The organism is Pseudomonas sp. URMO17WK12:I12, assembly GCF_000514395.1.
GTDB lineage: Bacteria > Pseudomonadota > Gammaproteobacteria > Pseudomonadales > Pseudomonadaceae > Aquipseudomonas > Aquipseudomonas mucoides.
On record NZ_AZVV01000009.1, the window covers coordinates 193622 to 211009 of the forward strand.

A 17388-nucleotide genomic window follows, 5' to 3' on the forward strand; every position below is an offset into this window, starting at 1 on the left:
TTGATGGCGGGTGTCGGGGCCTGGCTGCGGCCGGGTGATCGAGGCGCGCCGTACAGCGATTATTTCCATACGCTGAACCGCGAGCTCAAGGAACACGGGCCGATGCGGCCGGTGATGCTGATCGATCTTGATCGGCTGGATCACAACATCGATGCGGTGATGCTGTCGGTAAAACGCGGCGGCAAGCACCTGCGCCTGGTAGAGAAATCACTGCCGGCGCCGGGGCTGCTGACCTACATTGCCAAGCGCGCGGGCACGCAGCGCTTGATGTCGTTTCATCAGCCGTTTCTCAATCATGATGCGGTGCAGTTTCCCGAGTCCGACATCCTGTTAGGCAAACCGCTGCCGGTGCGTTCGGCCGAGTTGTTTTATCAGTCGCACAAAGGGCCTTTTGATCCCTCGAAGCAATTGCAATGGCTGCTTGATACGCCTGAACGACTTCAACAGTACCTCGCGCTGGCGCAGGGATTGGGTACGCGATTACGGGTGAACATTGAACTGGATGTCGGGCTGCATCGTGGGGGTGTCAGCGATGCGGGTGTGCTCGGACCGATGCTGGCACTGATCAGCAAAAATCCTCAGCACCTGGAGTTCGCCGGCTTCATGGGCTACGACCCGTTCGTGGGCATGGGCGTGCCGGGGATACTGGGCTCACCCGAAGAACTGTTCGCCAAGGTGATGGTGATTTACAACCGCTGCGTCGACTTCACTCGTCAGCAATATCCCGGCCTGTGGCATCAAGGACTGACCCTCAACACCGCTGGCAGCCCGAGTTATCGCCTGCACGAGCATGAACAGCTCAGCACGGAGGTTTCGGTGGGGACGGCGATGCTCAAGCCGACCCACTATGATTTGCCGTCGCTGGTGGAACATGTGCCGGCGGCGTACATCGCTACGCCGGTGTTGAAGAGCACGGGGGCGGTGAACATTCCGGCGCTGGATGACAAGTCCCGGTTGTTTTCGTGGTGGGACACCAATCAGCGCGAGACGTTTTTCATCTATGGCGGTAACTGGATGGCGGAGTTTGAATCGCCATCGGGGTTGCAGAGCAACGGGGTGTATGGCCGCAGCTCGAATCAGGAAATGGTCAATGGTTCGGCGGCGGTGGGGCTGGGGGTTGAGGACCAGGTGTTTTTGCGGCCGACCCAGACGGAATCGGTGTTGTTGCAGTTTGGGGATTTGCTGGCGGTTCGGGGAGGGCAGATTGTTGATAGCTGGCCGGTGTATTCCTGATGATCGTTCCCATGCTCTGCGTGGGAACGCCTCAACGGACGCTCTGGCTCTTGATGGGCTGCGGAGCGTCCCAGGCTGCATTCCCACGCAAAGCGTGGGAACGATCAATCGTCAGAACGCATAAGGGATACTGACCTTGGCCCACAGCATTTCCCCTTCAGGCCGGTTCTCCACATCAAACTCCTTGGCCCAGCGAATCTCTGCCGTGGCGTACTGCAAAAAGGTCAGGTGTAACGCCGGACCAATCGCGAATACCTGTCCGCGAACCCCATCGTTCACGTCTTCGCCATTGAACTGCACGGTGTGGCCGAACTGTTTGTCGTCGGTGGTTTGCTTGAGGTAGTAGCCGTTCAACCCGAGCATCAGGTTGTCGGTGATTTTGTAACTGGCCGAATAGTCGAAGTGGAAAATCTGCCCCGATTTGTAATCGGTGTCTTTGTTTTTCTCGTTGAAGCTGTACGTCGTCTTCATCGACACCTCGGTCTTATCCGTCGGCAGCCAGGTGAAGGAGAACAGCGGTTTGTAAGTGTAGAAATTGTTGCTGGTGTTGGCCAGGCGATCGACGCTGTATTCGCCGGTCGGCACAGTGATTTCCAGCGCGGCAGCCAGGGTCAGGTTCGGGCCCATGTCCCACAGAATGATCGGAGCGACAGTGGTGTCACCCATGCCTTCGCGGGTGTCGTGCAAGCCGAACACCGCCACTTCCTGCTTGAGCCACGGCTGCGCAATGTAGCCCGCAAACCGGCCACCGAACACCCGCAGGGGGCTGAGGTAATCCAGGCGTGGAATCACCGCTGTGGATTCGATATCGACATCCGGCACCTTGCCGCCGAGCGAACTGATGTTGAGCTTCGTGGAGGTGTAGTGGTTGTAGTAGAGGTTGAACGCAACCATGTTGTCCGGAAGGCTGTCGGGAGACAGCGGCAACATGAAGAAACCGTCGGTGCCTGGGCCGATGTTGTCCACGCCAGCCTCGGTGGCCAGTGCCGGATGAGTGGTGAAAATGCCGGCCAGGCTGATGACCAGTAGGGGGAATCTCGTGCGGGTCGGGATCATGGGGGTACTCATTATTATTGTTAGCGGGCTGTCCTGCGTCCATACGAGGGCCGCCACATAGAAATAAGCTGTCTGCGCGGTGCCAGGCAGGGTATTGGCGGCCATTTAGGGGGACTTCTGCGGACAGCCTTTGAACCCTGTGCTAACTTCTTTCGACATAACCGGTAACAAAAATAAGAATGCAGCTCGCCCCGGAATGTATGACCCCATGCAAATGAAAGTGATTGATCCCACCTTTGAACTGGCGCTGGTGTCGCCGTTTCTCCTGCAAACCCTCGCCGAAGTCGCGAAGCAAAAAGGCATCAACCCCGACAGCCTGTGCCGAGGGCTGGGTTTTACCTTTGAAGATCTTCAGGACCCGGCGCAGCGCATTTCCTATCGGCAGGCCGTGGCGATGATTCAGCGCGCGCTCAAAGCCTTGCCCAATCAGGGCCTGGGCTTGTGGGTCGGCGCGCAGAATGTGCTCGGTACGCTGGGGTTGCTGGGGCATGTGTTGTCGCTGTGCAAGACCCTGCGCGATGCCTTTGAGTTGGGCATTCGGCATCAGCACACTTCCGGCGGGATCGTGGTGTCGAGTGTGGAGGAGGCGGGGGACCGGGTGTTTGTCGACGTTGAATGCCGCTTGCCGTTCGCCGATGTGCAACTGTTTGCGGTGGAGGAGTTTTTCGCCAGTCTACTGGTGTACGGCCGGGCGTTGGTCGGGGCGGATTTCAAGCCGATGGCGGTGGAGTTCATGCACGCTGCGCCGGATTATTTCGGCGAATATTCGCGCGTGCTGGGGCCGGACGTGCGCTTCGGCTGCTTGCAGAATCGCATGGTGATCGCGGCGCATTGGCTGGATGTTTACTTGCCCAATCACCATTCCCTGGCCTTGCGTCAGGCGGTGAAATTGCTGGAGCTGGAAGCCGCGAAAGTGCATCAGAAAATGGACTTGATCCAGGCCGTGGAACGGGCCATTGCCCGTGACCTGACCGAGGGCAGTCACATCGAGAAAATTGCCGGCGACCTGAACATGAGCAGCCGCACCTTGCGCCGCCGCCTCACCGAACACGCGCTGACCTTCGAAACACTCCTGGAACAAGTGCGACAGGCCCGCACCATGAGCCTGCTGGCCAACCCGGACATGCCCATCGAACGCATCACCGAAGTAGTCGGCTACAGCGACGTGCGCAGCTTCCGCCGCGCCTTCAAACGCTGGACCGGCATGAGCCCGAGCGCATTCCGCAACGAATCCCCAACCCTCGATCCCCTGTAGCCGCTGATGCAACCTCGCGCTGCTCGTCAGTTGCTACAAGGGGTGCACACAAACCGTCGTGCTCCGGTTAAACTCGGTGCTCTTTTTCAAGGAGTTCATATGAGCTATTACCAGCCGGGCATTCTCGCCACCCCTGTTCCGCCTCAAGCCCGCCATATGTTCTTCGCCCTCGAATCCGCCGAAGCCTTGCCCGTCGCGCTCGACAACTTGATGCAACTGGTGGACGGGAAATCGGCTGTTGTCGGCTTTGGCGAATCGCTGGTCAAGGCGTTGCATGCTCAGATCGATGGCCTGCGTGCCTTTCCGGCATTGACCGGTGTGGGCGTCGACAACCCGTCGACGCAACACGCACTCTGGTGCTGGCTGCACGGCATCGACCGCGGTGAATTGCTCAATCGCAGCCAGGCCATCGAAGCTGCGCTGGCGCCGGCCCTGCGCTTGGTGCAGATGAACGAAACCTTCCGTCACATGACCGGCCACGACCTGACCGGCTACGAAGACGGCACCGAAAACCCGCACGACGAAGCCGCCGTCGCCGCCGCACTGTTGAGCGAAGGCGCGGATGGCCTGGTCGGTGGCAGCTTTGCCGCGATCCAGCAGTGGCAGCATGACCTCAAGGGCTTCCACGCGCTGCCGCCCCATGAAAAAGACAACATCATGGGCCGTCGTTTGAGCGACAACGAAGAACTCGACGACGCGCCAGTCTCGGCCCACGTCAAGCGCACCGCCCAGGAAAGCTTCGCCCCCGAGGCGTTCGTGGTCCGTCGCTCGATGCCGTGGATCGAAGGGGATCGCGCCGGCCTGATGTTCCTCGCGTTCGGTTTTTCCCTCGACGCTTTCGAAGCGCAACTGCGGCGCATGAGTGGTCTGGAAGACGGCATCACCGACGGTTTGTACCGCATCAGCCGCCCGATCACCGGCGGCTACTACTGGTGCCCGCCGCTCAAGGACGGTCGCCTGGACCTGCGCGCCTTGCGCATCGGCTAACCCACAGGAGTTGAACATGGACGTGGTGCGGTGGGGCATGATCGGTTGTGGCAGCGTTGCCGAGCGCAAGAGCGGGCCAGCCTTTTACAAGGCGCCCGGTTCGGCACTGGTGGCGGTGATGGGGCGGCGTCTGGAGGCCGTGACGGATTACGCCACGCGCCATGGCATCGCCCGGGTGTACACCGACGCGCAAGCACTGATCAATGACCCCGAGGTGGACGCGGTGTACATCGCCACACCGCCCGACAGTCACCACGCCTACAGCCTGATGGTCGCCGCCGCCGGCAAACATTGCTGCGTCGAAAAACCGATGTCGCTGAATGCCGGGCAAAGCCGCGAGATGCGGCAGGTCTTTGCCGACGCCGGATTGCACCTGTTCGTTTCCTACTACCGACGTTCGCTGCCGCGCTTCCAGCAAGTGCGGCAGTGGCTGGAAGCCGGGCGGATCGGCGAGGTCCGGCACCTGACCTGGACCCTCACCAAGGCCCCGTCGCCCGTCGATCTGGGTGGCGCGCACAACTGGCGCACGGACCCGGACATTGCCGGCGGCGGTTACTTCGCCGACCTCGCCAGCCACGGGTTGGACCTGTTCCAGTACCTGCTCGGCGATATCACCGACGTCGCCGGTTTCACCGCGCGACAGGCCGGGCTGTATGCCGCCGAAGATGCGGTCAGTGCTACGTGGCGGTTTGCTTCGGGGGCGACCGGCATGGGCTGCTGGAATTTCGTGGCGGATCGCCGCGAGGATCGGGTCGAGGTGATTGGCAGCCAAGGCCGGATCAGCTTTTCGGTGTTCGATGAACACCCGGTGCAGCTTCAGGCGGATGAACAGCTCAGCCTGCACATCGACCATCACGAGCACATCCAGTGGCATCACGTGCTGGGCATGAATGCACACATTCGCGGTCAAACGCAGCACCCGGCGGTGGCCGCGGAAGCGTTGAAAACCGACTGGGTGATGGATCAGATCCTCAAGCGCCGCTAAACCATCAGATTCAACTCGATCCTGTGGGAGCGAGCTTGCTCCCACAGGGAATTGGTGTGGGTCAGAAGGACTTGCTGACGCTCGCCACCACGGTGGCGCTGCACAGGTCGTCGTAGCCCCAGTTGCTGGTGCATTGGCTTTTCGACAGGTCGGTGTCGATGTAGCTCAGGCCCAGCATCACACCGGCCAGTTCGTGGGTCAGTTTGACTTCCCATTCGCGGTACGAGTCTTCGGCATGGCCCGAGCTCGAGTACAGGTGCGGGTCCTTGAAGTCCATGTTGCCGTAGCGCAGTTTCAGGCCGGTGTCATACGGCAATTGGGTTTCGTAACCGACATAGCTGTACAGCGAGTTCTGCTTGCTGTCGATGCCCGGTGCATCGTCGGAGTAATAGGCGCCGAGCTTCACCCCGTAGACGCTGAGAATGCCGTAGACCTCGCTCTGGTTGAACTGGCTTTCTTTCGGGTAAGTGTATTTGAGGTAACCGATGTCGAGGTTGACGTCCTCGGTCGCTTCCCAGAGCCAGCCGCCGTAGTAGTCGACTTCCTGACGGGTCTTCAGGCCGCCGCCGAAGTCGACGTTCGAACTCCAGGCACCCACGTACAACCCCGTGCTGTGAGCCAGGGTCACACCGGCCTGCACGGCGGGGTCATTGAGTGTTTGCGAAATACCACGGGTGCGGTAGTCGCTCGCCAGGGTCAGGTCCACCAATACGGAGAAGTCGTCATTCAAGACGATGGCCTGGCTGCTCAACGGCAGCAGACTCAAGGAACCAAGGGCGAGCAGGGTGAAAGCTTTCATGAATGCAGTCCCGATATTGTGATTGTTATGGGCAGTTTTTTTGGGCAAAGCTGCGCCGAACCCCGGTCTTGAACACGGGATCGGGCAGCGGGTTACAGCGGGTTTTTATTAGAGGGTCGGTGCGTAGACTTCGCGCCCGGCAAACCAGGTTTGCAGCACTTTTGTGTCGCTCAGGGCCTTGTTGTCGACGGTGAAGACATCACGGTCGAGCACGATGAAGTCCGCTTGCTTGCCAGGAACCAGCGAACCGATCTGCTTCTCCAGACCGATGGTTCGCGCGGCATTCGCGGTGTAGGCGTAGAACATCGTTTCCCGATCCACGGCTTCTTTGATGTTCAGCACGCCCATCGGGCCGACACGGGTGATGGCCTGGGCCATGGCATTCCACGGATTGGGCGACGACACCGGCCAGTCACTGGCCCCCGCGATGGTCGCGCCTTGCTTGAGCAGCGAATGCGCCGGGTATTGATAGCGGAAGGCGAGGGCGCTGACGTAAGGCTTGATCATGTCCGTGGTGTAGTCGTCGGCCGAGGCCCACAGCAGTTGCATCGAGGCGATGACGTTCAGCGGTTTGAACCGCGCAAATTCTTTCGGGTTGACGATTTGCAGGTGGGTGATCGAGTGCGTCACGCCGCTCTGGCGATCCTTGCGCGCCTGTTCGATGCCATTCAGCGACTCCCGCACCGCGCGGTCGCCGATGGCGTGGATGTGCACCAGCCAGCCGCGCTGGTCGATGGCGCTGACCAGTTCGCCGAAATGCTTCGGATCGATCAGCAATTCGCCCTGTTTGTGCGAGTTGTTGTAAGGGTCGATCATCGCCGCGCTCTGGGCCGGGAATTCGATCACGCCGTCGGCGAAGATCTTGACGCCGGGCAGGGTCAGGTTGGGGATGCCCTGAAATTGCTGGCGAACCTTGTCCAGCGTCTCGAGATCGGCCGGTAGGCTTTTCGGGTTGGCCACCAGCAGGGCGGCGACGTGGACGCTCATGTTGCCGGTTTCGGCCAGGGCTTTATAGGCCGGCAGCACGCCGACGGTTTTTTCCGTGGGCTTGAGCGCGAACAGCGGTTCACCTGGGGCGGCGTTGGCGGCGGGGTCCATCCACGCCGTGATACCGAAGCTGTTGTTGTAGCGCACGGCCGATTGGGCGGCCTTGAGCATGTCGGCGGTGCTCGGCACGGGTATTTTCGAGGACACCCGGTCCCAACCGGCGTCCACCAGGAAACCGTTGGGGGTGCCGTCGGCACGTTGGCCGATGGTGTCCGCTTCGGCGGCGGGCAATGACTTGAGCAGCGCGGCATCAATCCCGGCGCGCTTGAGCATGAAATCGTTGGCCCAGGCCGTGTGGTGGTCGCTGCCGGTGAACACCACGGGCACGTTGGCCCATTCACCGTTGTTGAATATTTTGCCCAGTGCTTCGGCCTTGGCCCAATACACCGAACTCATGCCGGCGATGGTCAACACATCGCCGTGTTTGGCCTTGCCGTCGTCACGCCAGCCGCGCAGGCGTTTTTCCAGTTCGTCGAGCTCGACCACCTCGTCTTCCATGTTGGCCGAGACCATTTCCAGACCACCGAAAATCGCGTGGGAATGGGTGTCGATCAGGCCTGGCATCAAGGTTTTACCGCCGAGGTCGACCACTTTGGTGTCGGGCGTGATCAAGGCTTTGATCTGCGCATCGCTGCCGACTTGCAGCACCTTGCCATCCTGTACCGCCAGCGCCTGTGCCTTCGGTTGGGCACGGTCGGCGGTGAAAATCTTGCCATTGATCAGCACCAGGTCGGTGGCTGCCATGGCTTCCATCGAGGCAAAACTAACAGCGGCCATCAAGAGATTCGGGATGAATCTTTTCATTGAATGTTTCCTTGTTATTGCGTCTGATGGCCAGATTAGTGGCTGCTGGTGCGCAGCAGAACGCCTTCCTCACGAAAAACGTTTTTGCCGGAATGGAAAAAGTATGGACAAGTTGGGTGCGTTGAAAATGTTCGTGGTCACGGCGCAACTGGGCAGCTTCAGCCGCGCCGCCGAGCAGTTGGGCAAGACCCCGTCGGCCCTGACCAAAGCGGTCAACCACCTGGAAGCCGAGCTTGGGGCGCGCCTGTTCGAGCGCAGTACCCGGCGGATTCTGCTGACCGAATCCGGGCGGCTCTATCTGGAAACCGCGCGCCAGGTGTTGCAGCGGCTGGAGGAGGCCGGCGAGGAAATCGAACAGCTGCAGCATGGCCTGCGCGGCAACCTGAAAATCACCGCGCCATTGGCCTATGGGCAGGCGTTTCTCGATCAGGTGTGTGGTGGCTTTCTCGAGCAATACCCGCAGATCAATTTGCAGGTGGACCTGTGCGATGAGTTCGTCAATCTGCTGGAGAGCGGCTACGACCTGGCTCTGCGCGAAGGTCACGATGACTTGCCGGGGCTGATCGCCCGCGTGGTCGGCAGTAATCGCCTGGCGCTGTGCGCCAGCCCGGCCTATCTGGCGCGCAAGACTTTGCCGGTCACCCCGCAGACCCTCGATGACCACGAATGGCTGCTATACCGCCATCCGCTGCTCAGCCGCGAATTCTGGTGGGTCGAGCGTGACGGGCAACGCCTGAGCCTGCCGCAGCCGCCCAATCCGCGGTTGCGCAGCGACAATTACGATCTGCTGCTGGCCAATGCGCTGGCCGGGCGCGGTTTGTTGCACACACCATTGTGGAGCGCCGCGCCGTACATCGCCGATGGCCGCTTGGTGCAGCTGATGGCCGACTACGACATCGACCCGGACAGCTTTGGCCCGCATATTCTGGCGGTGTACCCAAGCCATCGACGGGCGACCGCGAAGGTGCTGGCGTTTATCGATTACATCGCAGGGTTTCTGGCGTCCCGTGGCTTGAGCTGATTGATCCCGCTGCCCCTGTAGCAGCTGTCGAGCAGCGCGAGGCAGCGTTCGGTGCGGGCCGCGTTCGGACGCAGCCGTCGCAAACCCGGCAACCGGGTTCTATCAGGCAAACTGCGGACGCAGTCTCGCGTTGCTCGACCGCGGCTACAAGTCCTTGCCAGTAAAATGCCAAAAGAGTACAAATGTACTCCATGACGACTTTAACTCCCCGCCGTACCGCCATCCTGACCTTTATCCGCGACCGAATCGCGGAGCACGGTCAGCCCCCGAGCCTCGCTGAAATCAGCGAAGCCTTTGGTTTTGCCTCCCGCAGCGTGGCACGCAAGCATGTGCTGGCGCTGACCGAAGCCGGTTTCATCGAGGTCAACCCGCATCAGGCCCGTGGCATTCGTCTGCTTGGGCAACCGGCGCGCCCCGAGTTGCTGGACATTCCGGTGCTCGGCCGGGTCGCGGCAGGGGCGCCGATCGGGGCCGATGCCGAGGTGCACAGCCGTTTGCTGCTGGACCCGTCGATCTTCTCGCGGGTGCCGGATTACATGCTGCGGGTGCAGGGCGACTCGATGATCGGGGACGGTATCCTTGATGGCGATCTGGTGGGCGTGCGACGCAACCCGGAAGCGGTCAATGGCCAGATCGTGGTGGCGCGACTGGACGGAGAGGTCACCATCAAGCGTTTCGAGCGGGCCGGCGACACGGTTCGCTTGTTGCCGCGCAACCCGGCGTATCAACCGATCATCGTGCAGCCCGGTCAGGACCTTGCCATCGAAGGGGTGTTCTGCGGGCTGGTGAGGCAAGGGTGATGGGTGCCGTCGTTGCGTTGGATACGCTGTTCAATGGCGGCCAGGTCTGGAAGGGCCGGCCTGCGCCACCGGCCGTCAGCCCGCAACCCACCGGGCATGCCGCGCTGGATGCGGCGTTGCCCACCGGGGGCTGGCCGGAAGCGGCGCTGACCGAAATTCTCCTCGCCGGGCAGGGCGTCGGCGAGTTGCAACTGGTGTGGCCGGCGCTGGCGCGGTTGTCGGCGGCGGGCGAGCGCATCGTGCTGGTGGCGCCCCCTTACGTGCCGTATCCCCTGGCGTGGCAAAACGCCGGGGTCGATCTGCGCCAGTTGTCGATCATTCAGGCCCGCGAGCGGGATGCCTTGTGGGCTGCGGAACAATGCCTGCGCTCGGGCAGTTGCGGCGCCGTGCTGTGCTGGCCGCACAAGGCCGATGACCGGGCGTTGCGCCGCTTGCAGGTGGCGGCGGAAACCGGTTCGACCCTGGCGTTCGCCTACCGCTCGATCCATGAAGCCGTCAATCCTTCGCCCGCCGCCCTGCGCATTGCCATCGACGCCAGGCCCGCGCAATTGCGCGTGCTCAAGTGCCGGGGCGGCCTTGCGCGTTCGACGCCGATTGCCTTCCCCGTGGGGCATTGAGGTTGCCATGCGCTGGGTTTGTATTCTTTTCCCGCAATTGGCGCTGGACGCGGTGCTGCGTCAGCGCCCCGATCCCGATGAGCCGCTGGCGCTGCTGACCGGCCCGGCGCAGCGCCGGGTGTTGCAGGCGGTCAATGCGTCGGCGCGGGCGCTGGGCTTGCGTCCGGGGCAGTCGATGACCGCCGCCCAGGCCTTGAGCAAAGGCTTTGCCACGGCGGAATACGACGCCGCCGAGATCGAACACTGGCAACAGTTCCTGGCCGCGTGGGCCTATCGCTTCAGCTCTCAGGTCAGCGTGCATTACCCGCGTGCCGTGGTGTTTGAAATCGAGTCCAGTCTGGGCTTGTTCGGGCCGTGGCCAACCTTCGAGGCACGGTTGCGTGCCGAGCTCGGCGAGCTGGGTTTTCGCCATCGGATCGTTGCGGCGCCCAACCCGGTGGCCGCGCGGGTGTTGACCAACGTCTATGACGGGCTGGTGGTGCCGGACAGCGACGCCTTGCACTACCATCTCGGGCAGTTGCCCGTCGACCGTATCGCGTTGGAGCCCAGCGTTGCCTCGGCGTTGTCGCGCATGGGCTTGCGCACCTTGAGTCAGGTCCAGGCGCTGCCACGACAGAGCCTGGCCCGACGTTTCGAAGCCCAGGTGCTCAAGCACCTGGACGCGTTGACGGGGGCGCGCCGACTGGCCCTGGCGTTCTACCTGCCGCCGGACCGTTTCGACGTGCGCATCGAGCTCAATTTCGACGTGCAGTCCCATCAGGCGCTGCTGTTTCCGCTGCGCCGCCTGACCGGCGACCTGTCGGCCTTTCTCTGCGGTCGGGACAGCGGCGTGCAGCGTTTCGACCTGCACCTGGAACACGCCGGCCTGCCGGACTCGGTGATCAAGGTCGGCCTGCTCAGCGCCGAGCGCGATCCGGCGATGCTCTTCGAACTGGCGCGAGGGCGACTGGAACAGGTACAGGTCGAAGCCCCGGTGCGCGGTTTTCGGCTGCGTGCCGAAGACTTGCCGACCTTCGTCCCGCAGTATCAGGAACTGTTCGACGACCGCCCGCAGCAATCCTTGCCCTGGGAGCAACTGCGCGAACGCTTGCGCGCGCGACTCGGCGATGAGGCGGTGCACGGCTTGCGCTTCCAGGCCGATCACCGCCCGGAGTGCGCATGGCAGGCGCGGGTCGACAGTCAACTGTGCGCGGGGTTGCCGGGTGTGCAGCGTCCGGGCTGGTTGCTGACGCAACCGCAGGCGATCCACGAAAGCTCGACACGCATCCTCATGGGCCCGGAGCGCATCGAATCCGGCTGGTGGGACGGCGCCGATGTGCGCCGGGATTACTACCTGGTCGAAACCCGCTCTGGCCAACAGGGCTGGGCGTATCGGGCGGTGGGTGAGGGCGGTCCGCTGTGGCTGCAAGGCTGGTTCGCATGAACATCGACTACGCCGAGTTGCACTGCCTGTCGAACTTCAGCTTCCAGCGCGGAGCCTCCAGCGCCCTGGAACTCTTTCAACGGGCGAAAAAGCACGGCTATCAGGCGCTGGCGATCACCGATGAATGCACCCTGGCCGGCATCGTCCGCGCCTGGCAAGCGGCCAAATCAGTGGAACTGCCACTGATCATCGGCAGCGAAATCCGCATCGAGAACGGCCCGAAGCTGGTGTTGCTGGTGGAGAACCTTGAGGGCTACCAGACCCTGTGCCGGCTGATCACCCGCGCGCGACGCCGCACGCAAAAAGGCCAGTATCAGGTGTTGCGCGAGGACTTCAGCGAGCCGATGCCGGGGCTGTTGGCGTTGTGGGTGCCGGACACGGTCGATGACGTCGAACAGGGCCACTGGTTGCAACAGACCTTTGCCGAACGCCTGTGGCTGAGCGTCCAGTTGCATTGTGGCCAGGACGATACCCGGCGCCTGGCGGCGCTGCTGACCCTGGCCCGGGAACTGCGTATTCCCGCCGTGGCCAGCGGCGATGTGCACATGCACACCCGCGGCCGGCGCGCCTTGCAGGACACCATGACCGCGATCCGTCATCACCTGCCGGTGGCCGAAGCCGGGCTGCGCCTTCATCCCAATGGCGAGCGGCATGTGCGCAGCCTGGAGGTTTTGCAATCGATCTATCCGCCAGCCTTGCTCGATGAAACGTTGGTCATTGCCCGGCGCTGCACCTTCGACCTCGGCCAGTTGCGTTATCAGTACCCACGGGAATTGGTGCCGCAAGGTCAGACCGCCACGTCCTGGCTACGTCATTTAACGGATGAGGGCATTGCATGGCGCTGGCCCAAAGGCCCGAAAACGGCGGTGCTGGCGCAGATCGACAAAGAGCTCGAGCTGATCGCCGAACTGGGCTACGAAAGCTATTTCCTGACGGTGCACGACATTGTGCGGTTCGCCCGCGACCAGCACATTCTGTGTCAGGGACGAGGTTCTGCGGCCAACTCGGCGGTGTGTTTTGCCTTGGGCATCACGGAAATCGACCCGGATCGCACCACGTTGCTGTTCGAACGGTTTCTCTCCAAGGAGCGCAACGAGCCGCCGGACATCGACGTCGATTTCGAACACGAGCGTCGCGAAGAGGTCCTGCAGTACGTGTTTCAGCGTTATGGCCGGACCCGCGCGGCATTGACGGCGGTGGTCAGCACTTATCACGCGGCCGGCGCGGTGCGTGACGTGGCCAAGGCGCTGGGTTTGCCGCCGGACCAGATCAATGCGCTGGCCGATTGCTGCGGCCACTGGAGTGATACCGCGCCGCCCGTGGAACGGCTGCTGGAAGGCGGCTTCGACCCCGAAAGCCCGGTGCTGCGCCGGGTCTTGAGCCTGACCCAACAGTTGATCGGCTTCCCTCGACACTTGTCGCAGCACCCCGGTGGCTTCGTGATTTCCGAGCAACCGCTGGACAGCCTGGTGCCGGTGGAAAACGCCGCCATGGCCGAGCGCACGATCATTCAGTGGGACAAGGACGACCTCGACGCGGTCGGTCTGCTCAAAGTCGATATTCTGGCCTTGGGCATGCTTAGCGCCATCCGCCGCTGTTTTGATCTGCTGCGTCGCCACCGCAACCTTGACCTGAGTCTGGCGACGATCCCGTCCGAAGATTCGGCCACCTACGACATGATTGGCCATGCCGACACCATCGGCGTGTTCCAGATCGAGTCCCGGGCACAGATGTCGATGCTGCCCAGGCTCAAGCCGCGCAAGTTCTATGACCTGGTGATCGAGGTGGCCATCGTCCGTCCGGGCCCGATTCAGGGGGGGATGGTCCATCCGTACCTGCGCCGTCGCAACAAGGAAGAGCCGGAAACCTATCCCTCGCCGGAACTTGAAGCGGTGCTCAAGCGCACCTTGGGCGTGCCGCTGTTCCAGGAGCAGGTCATGCAGATCGCCATCGTCGCCGCCGACTACAGCCCCGGCGAGGCCGATCAGTTGCGGCGTTCCATGGCGGCCTGGAAACGCCACGGCGGGCTGGAACCGCACAAGGATCGGCTGGCCGCCGGGATGAAGAAAAACGGCTACACGGCCGAGTTTGCCGCGCAGATCTTCGAGCAGATCAAAGGCTTCGGCAGCTACGGTTTCCCCGAATCCCACGCTGCCAGTTTCGCTTTGCTGACCTACGCCAGTTGCTGGCTGAAATGCCACGAGCCGGCGGCTTTTGCCTGTGCGCTGATCAACAGTTGGCCGATGGGGTTCTACAGCCCGGACCAGATTCTCCAGGACGCGCGCCGGCATCATTTGCAGATTCGCCCGGTGGACGTGCGCGCCAGTGACTGGGATTGCAGCCTGGAACCGATAACCGTCGGGCAACCGGCGATTCGCCTGGGGTTGCGGATGATCAAGGGCTTTCGCGAAGACGATGCCCGGCGCATCGAAGCGGCGCGCGCGCGCGGGGTGTTTGTCGACATCGCCGACCTCGGCGAGCGTGCGCGACTGGATGCCCGCGCCCAGGAGCAACTGGCCGATGCCGGTGCGTTACGCGGGTTGGCCGGCGACCGGCATCGGGCCCGCTGGGAGGTGGCGGGGGTGCAAAAGCAACTCGGTTTGTTCGTCGGCCTGCCGAGTCAGGAAGAGGATGCCGTGGCGTTGCCCAAACCCACCGTCGGCGAAGACCTGCAAGCCGATTACGCGAGTGTCGGCACCACCCTCGGCCCGCATCCGCTGGCGTTGTTGCGCGGTGAACTGAAAGCCCGGCGCTGCCGCAGTTCGCAAGAACTGATGACGGTCGAACACGGGCGACCGGTCAGTGTCGCCGGGCTGGTGACGGGGCGACAGCGACCGGGCACCGCCAGTGGCGTGACCTTCGTGACCCTGGAAGACGAGTTTGGCAACGTCAACGTGGTGGTCTGGCGCGACCTGGCTGAGCGGCAACGCCAGGTCCTGGTCGGCTCGCAATTGCTCAAGGTCGATGGTCGCTGGGAAAAGGAAGGTGAGGTTCGCCACCTGATTGCCGGACGCTTGAGCGACCTGAGCTCATTGCTCGACGGCATCAGCGTGCGCAGCCGGGATTTCCGCTGAATACGGAAACGTGGCTCCCACAGTGAAAGGGGGGGGCGCAGAAGACCCGAAGAATCAGCTAACCTCTATGAAACCATTTGACGTCGGCGATGCTCGAAACAAACGGGCCGCGCCGTCTTCACACTGTCGCGATCCCTTGAGCCAGTTCATCTACAGGGACTAAGAGCCAGTCAATGCAGTTTCTAGACGAAAGCCACGGGTGTGCCGGCTGGAACGGCGAAATGGCCGGGCGCATTCGTGCGTTCGACTGGGGCCAGACCGAACTGGGCAGCCTCGACACCTGGCCTGCGAGTCTATGTAGCACTGTGCAATTGATGCTGGCCTCGCCACTGCCGCTGGTGATGCTGTGGGGCCGCGCCGGTTACATGATCTACAACGACGCCTACTCCGAATTCGCCGGTGGCCGCCACCCATACCTGTTGGGCTCCCCGGTGGAACTGGGTTGGCCGGAAGTGGCCGAATTCAATCGGAACGTGGTCGACACCTGCCTGGCGGGCGGCACCTTGTCCTACCACAATAAAAAACTGGTGCTGCTGCGCGACGGCATTCCCGAAGACGTCTGGCTCGATCTTTATTACAGCCCGGTGGCCAATGATGAAGGCAAGCCTGCCGGGGTCATGGCGATAGTGGTCGAGACGACCGAGCATGTGATTTCCGAACGCCGCCGCCAGGCCGCCGAAGACGCCTACCGCGCCGACAATGAGCGGGTTCGCCTGGCCCTCAATGCCGGTGCCTTGCTCGGCTCGTTCGTCTGGGACATCAAGGCCAATCGGCTCTCTGGCGACGAGCGTTTCGCCCGGACCTTCTCCTATCCCGCCGATCAGGACCTGACCAACCTGCCGACGGAGGTCGCCGAAGCGAAGATCCATCCCGACGACCTCAGTTGGGTACAGGAACAAGTCAATCAATCGGTCGAAACCGGCGAGCCATTTAATGCCGAGTATCGCGTCCTGCGCCCGGACGACACTTACTTGTGGGTGCAGGCGAGCGGCTGTTGCGAGTTCAATGAACAGGGCGAGCCATTCCGCTTTCCTGGCGTATTGATCGACATCCATGAACGCAAGTCCGCCGAAGAGTCCTTGCTCAGGTTCACCCGCAACCTGGAGCAGCGCGTCGCTGACGAAGTGGACGCGAGGCTGGCCACCGAAGAACAACTGCGCCAATCGCAGAAACTTGAAGCCATCGGCGGCCTCACCGGTGGCGTGGCCCACGACTTTAATAACCTGTTGCAGGTGATCGCCGGCAACCTGCATTTGCTGGCTCGGCACGAACCGGACAACGCCAATGTGCAGCGTCGGGTCAGTGCATCCATTGCCGCGGTCGAACGTGGGGCCAAACTGTCTTCGCAATTGCTCGCGTTCGCCCGCCGCCAGCCACTGTCGCCAGCGGTGTGCATTCCACGGCAGGTCTTCGATGGTCTGGCGGAACTGCTACAAAGGGCGCTGGGGGAAACCCTGCAGATCAAAGTGAGTGCCCCGGATGATCCCTGGCATATTTTCGTGGATCGCAATCAACTGGAAAACGCCATTCTCAACCTGGCGATCAATGCCCGTGATGCCATGAAAGGAGAGGGGACCATCAGCCTGAATGCCGAGCACATCACCCTCGACCAAAAATTTTGTGCCGGCAAGGGCATCGTTGCCGGCGACTATGTGTGTGTCGCAGTGGCGGACACCGGTGTCGGCATGCCGCCGCAGGTGCTCGCGCAGGCCTTCGAACCGTTTTTCACCACCAAGGCCGACGGCCAGGGCACCGGGTTGGGGTTGAGCATGGTGTTCGGTTTCGTCAAGCAGAGTGGTGGGCACATCGAGATTTCCAGCACTGAGGGACAAGGCACTCGGGTGCAGTTGTACTTTCCGCGAAGCCTGCGACCGGCGCCCAGTGAAATCACGCAGCATAGTCCGCAGCAGCGCGGCGGCCACGAAAGCATTCTGGTGGTCGAAGACAACGAAGCAGTCCGCGCCTCGGCGGTGGAATTGTTGCGCGAAGAAGGCTACCAGGTGCTGACAGCGGCCAACGGCGACCAGGCGATGCAAATGTTGCTGGAGGGCACGGCGGTGGATCTGATTTTCACTGACGTGGTCATGCCCGGTCTGATCAAAAGCGCGGACTTGGCCGCGTGGGCCAAAGTGCAGAATCCCCCGGTGGCGGTGTTGTTCACCTCAGGGCATACCCGTGACATTATCTCGCGCAACCATCAACTGAGCCCCGACACGCATTTGCTGAGCAAACCCTACAGGCCTGAATCACTGACCCGCATGGTTCGCACGGTGCTCAATGGCTGATA

13 protein-coding genes are annotated in these 17388 nt (G+C 62.2%); 10 read left to right on the top strand and 3 right to left on the bottom strand.

Annotated features, from left to right (window positions below):
* The first annotated feature begins 24 nt into the window (after positions 1 to 24).
* Positions 25 to 1233, top strand: a complete 1209-nt coding sequence (locus tag D882_RS0113460) for a DSD1 family PLP-dependent enzyme (RefSeq protein ID WP_177327613.1) — start codon at positions 25 to 27, stop codon at positions 1231 to 1233.
* Between the two features lie 111 nt (positions 1234 to 1344).
* Here the strand turns inward: D882_RS0113460 and D882_RS0113465 are convergent, their stop codons facing one another.
* Positions 1345 to 2289, bottom strand: coding sequence for a transporter (locus tag D882_RS0113465; protein WP_027923738.1), 945 nt, complete (start codon positions 2287 to 2289; stop codon positions 1345 to 1347).
* A 208-nt stretch (positions 2290 to 2497) separates the two neighbouring features.
* On the opposite strand from D882_RS0113465, the gene D882_RS0113470 reads away from it, so the two are divergent.
* From D882_RS0113470 to D882_RS0113480, 3 genes are all read left to right on the top strand, one after another.
* Positions 2498 to 3544 carry an AraC family transcriptional regulator gene (locus D882_RS0113470; RefSeq protein WP_027923739.1) on the top strand — a complete coding sequence of 349 codons (1047 nt, stop codon included), beginning with the start codon at positions 2498 to 2500 and terminating at the stop codon, positions 3542 to 3544.
* Between the two features lie 99 nt (positions 3545 to 3643).
* Positions 3644 to 4531 carry a Dyp-type peroxidase gene (locus D882_RS0113475; RefSeq protein ID WP_027923740.1) on the top strand — a complete coding sequence of 296 codons (888 nt, stop codon included), beginning with the start codon at positions 3644 to 3646 and terminating at the stop codon, positions 4529 to 4531.
* A 16-nt stretch (positions 4532 to 4547) separates the two neighbouring features.
* Positions 4548 to 5516 carry a Gfo/Idh/MocA family protein gene (locus tag D882_RS0113480; RefSeq protein WP_027923741.1) on the top strand — a complete coding sequence of 323 codons (969 nt, stop codon included), beginning with the start codon at positions 4548 to 4550 and terminating at the stop codon, positions 5514 to 5516.
* Positions 5517 to 5577: 61 nt separating this feature from the next.
* Here the strand turns inward: D882_RS0113480 and D882_RS0113485 are convergent, their stop codons facing one another.
* On the bottom strand, positions 5578 to 6315 hold the full coding sequence (locus D882_RS0113485) for a TorF family putative porin (RefSeq protein WP_027923742.1): 738 nt from the start codon (positions 6313 to 6315) through the stop codon (positions 5578 to 5580).
* Positions 6316 to 6423: 108 nt separating this feature from the next.
* On the bottom strand, positions 6424 to 8166 hold the full coding sequence (locus tag D882_RS0113490) for an amidohydrolase (RefSeq protein ID WP_027923743.1): 1743 nt from the start codon (positions 8164 to 8166) through the stop codon (positions 6424 to 6426).
* A 103-nt stretch (positions 8167 to 8269) separates the two neighbouring features.
* On the opposite strand from D882_RS0113490, the gene D882_RS0113495 reads away from it, so the two are divergent.
* The 6 genes from D882_RS0113495 to D882_RS0113520 all read left to right on the top strand — a co-directional run bounded on the left by D882_RS0113495 (position 8270) and on the right by D882_RS0113520 (position 17386).
* Positions 8270 to 9187: a LysR family transcriptional regulator gene (locus D882_RS0113495; protein ID WP_027923744.1), complete on the top strand. Its 918-nt coding sequence runs from the start codon at positions 8270 to 8272 to the stop codon at positions 9185 to 9187.
* Positions 9188 to 9369: 182 nt separating this feature from the next.
* Complete coding sequence (gene lexA, locus D882_RS0113500) at positions 9370 to 9987, top strand: transcriptional repressor LexA (protein ID WP_027923745.1); 618 nt, start codon at positions 9370 to 9372, stop codon at positions 9985 to 9987.
* Complete coding sequence (imuA, locus tag D882_RS0113505) at positions 9987 to 10604, top strand: translesion DNA synthesis-associated protein ImuA (RefSeq protein ID WP_027923746.1); 618 nt, start codon at positions 9987 to 9989, stop codon at positions 10602 to 10604. Before lexA ends, imuA begins: the two co-directional genes overlap by 1 nt.
* 7 nt (positions 10605 to 10611) lie before the next feature.
* Positions 10612 to 12027 (top strand): DNA polymerase Y family protein, encoded by a 1416-nt coding sequence (locus D882_RS0113510; protein ID WP_027923747.1) that lies wholly within the window; start codon positions 10612 to 10614, stop codon positions 12025 to 12027.
* Positions 12024 to 15101 (top strand): error-prone DNA polymerase, encoded by a 3078-nt coding sequence (locus D882_RS0113515; protein WP_027923748.1) that lies wholly within the window; start codon positions 12024 to 12026, stop codon positions 15099 to 15101. Before D882_RS0113510 ends, D882_RS0113515 begins: the two co-directional genes overlap by 4 nt.
* 173 nt (positions 15102 to 15274) lie before the next feature.
* Positions 15275 to 17386, top strand: a complete 2112-nt coding sequence (locus D882_RS0113520; protein ID WP_032833521.1) for a PAS domain-containing sensor histidine kinase — start codon at positions 15275 to 15277, stop codon at positions 17384 to 17386.
* Positions 17387 to 17388 lie beyond the last annotated feature (2 nt).

Coding starts and splice junctions, on each gene's coding strand:
- D882_RS0113465 (WP_027923738.1), bottom strand. CDS start 2,289: ATGATCCCGACCCGCACGAGATTCCCCCTACTGGTCATCAGCCTGGCC.
- D882_RS0113470 (WP_027923739.1), top strand. CDS start 2,498: ATGCAAATGAAAGTGATTGATCCCACCTTTGAACTGGCGCTGGTGTCG.
- D882_RS0113475 (WP_027923740.1), top strand. CDS start 3,644: ATGAGCTATTACCAGCCGGGCATTCTCGCCACCCCTGTTCCGCCTCAA.
- D882_RS0113480 (WP_027923741.1), top strand. CDS start 4,548: ATGGACGTGGTGCGGTGGGGCATGATCGGTTGTGGCAGCGTTGCCGAG.
- D882_RS0113485 (WP_027923742.1), bottom strand. CDS start 6,315: ATGAAAGCTTTCACCCTGCTCGCCCTTGGTTCCTTGAGTCTGCTGCCG.
- D882_RS0113490 (WP_027923743.1), bottom strand. CDS start 8,166: ATGAAAAGATTCATCCCGAATCTCTTGATGGCCGCTGTTAGTTTTGCC.
- D882_RS0113495 (WP_027923744.1), top strand. CDS start 8,270: ATGGACAAGTTGGGTGCGTTGAAAATGTTCGTGGTCACGGCGCAACTG.
- lexA (WP_027923745.1), top strand. CDS start 9,370: ATGTACTCCATGACGACTTTAACTCCCCGCCGTACCGCCATCCTGACC.
- imuA (WP_027923746.1), top strand. CDS start 9,987: ATGGGTGCCGTCGTTGCGTTGGATACGCTGTTCAATGGCGGCCAGGTC.
- D882_RS0113510 (WP_027923747.1), top strand. CDS start 10,612: ATGCGCTGGGTTTGTATTCTTTTCCCGCAATTGGCGCTGGACGCGGTG.
- D882_RS0113515 (WP_027923748.1), top strand. CDS start 12,024: ATGAACATCGACTACGCCGAGTTGCACTGCCTGTCGAACTTCAGCTTC.
- D882_RS0113520 (WP_032833521.1), top strand. CDS start 15,275: ATGCAGTTTCTAGACGAAAGCCACGGGTGTGCCGGCTGGAACGGCGAA.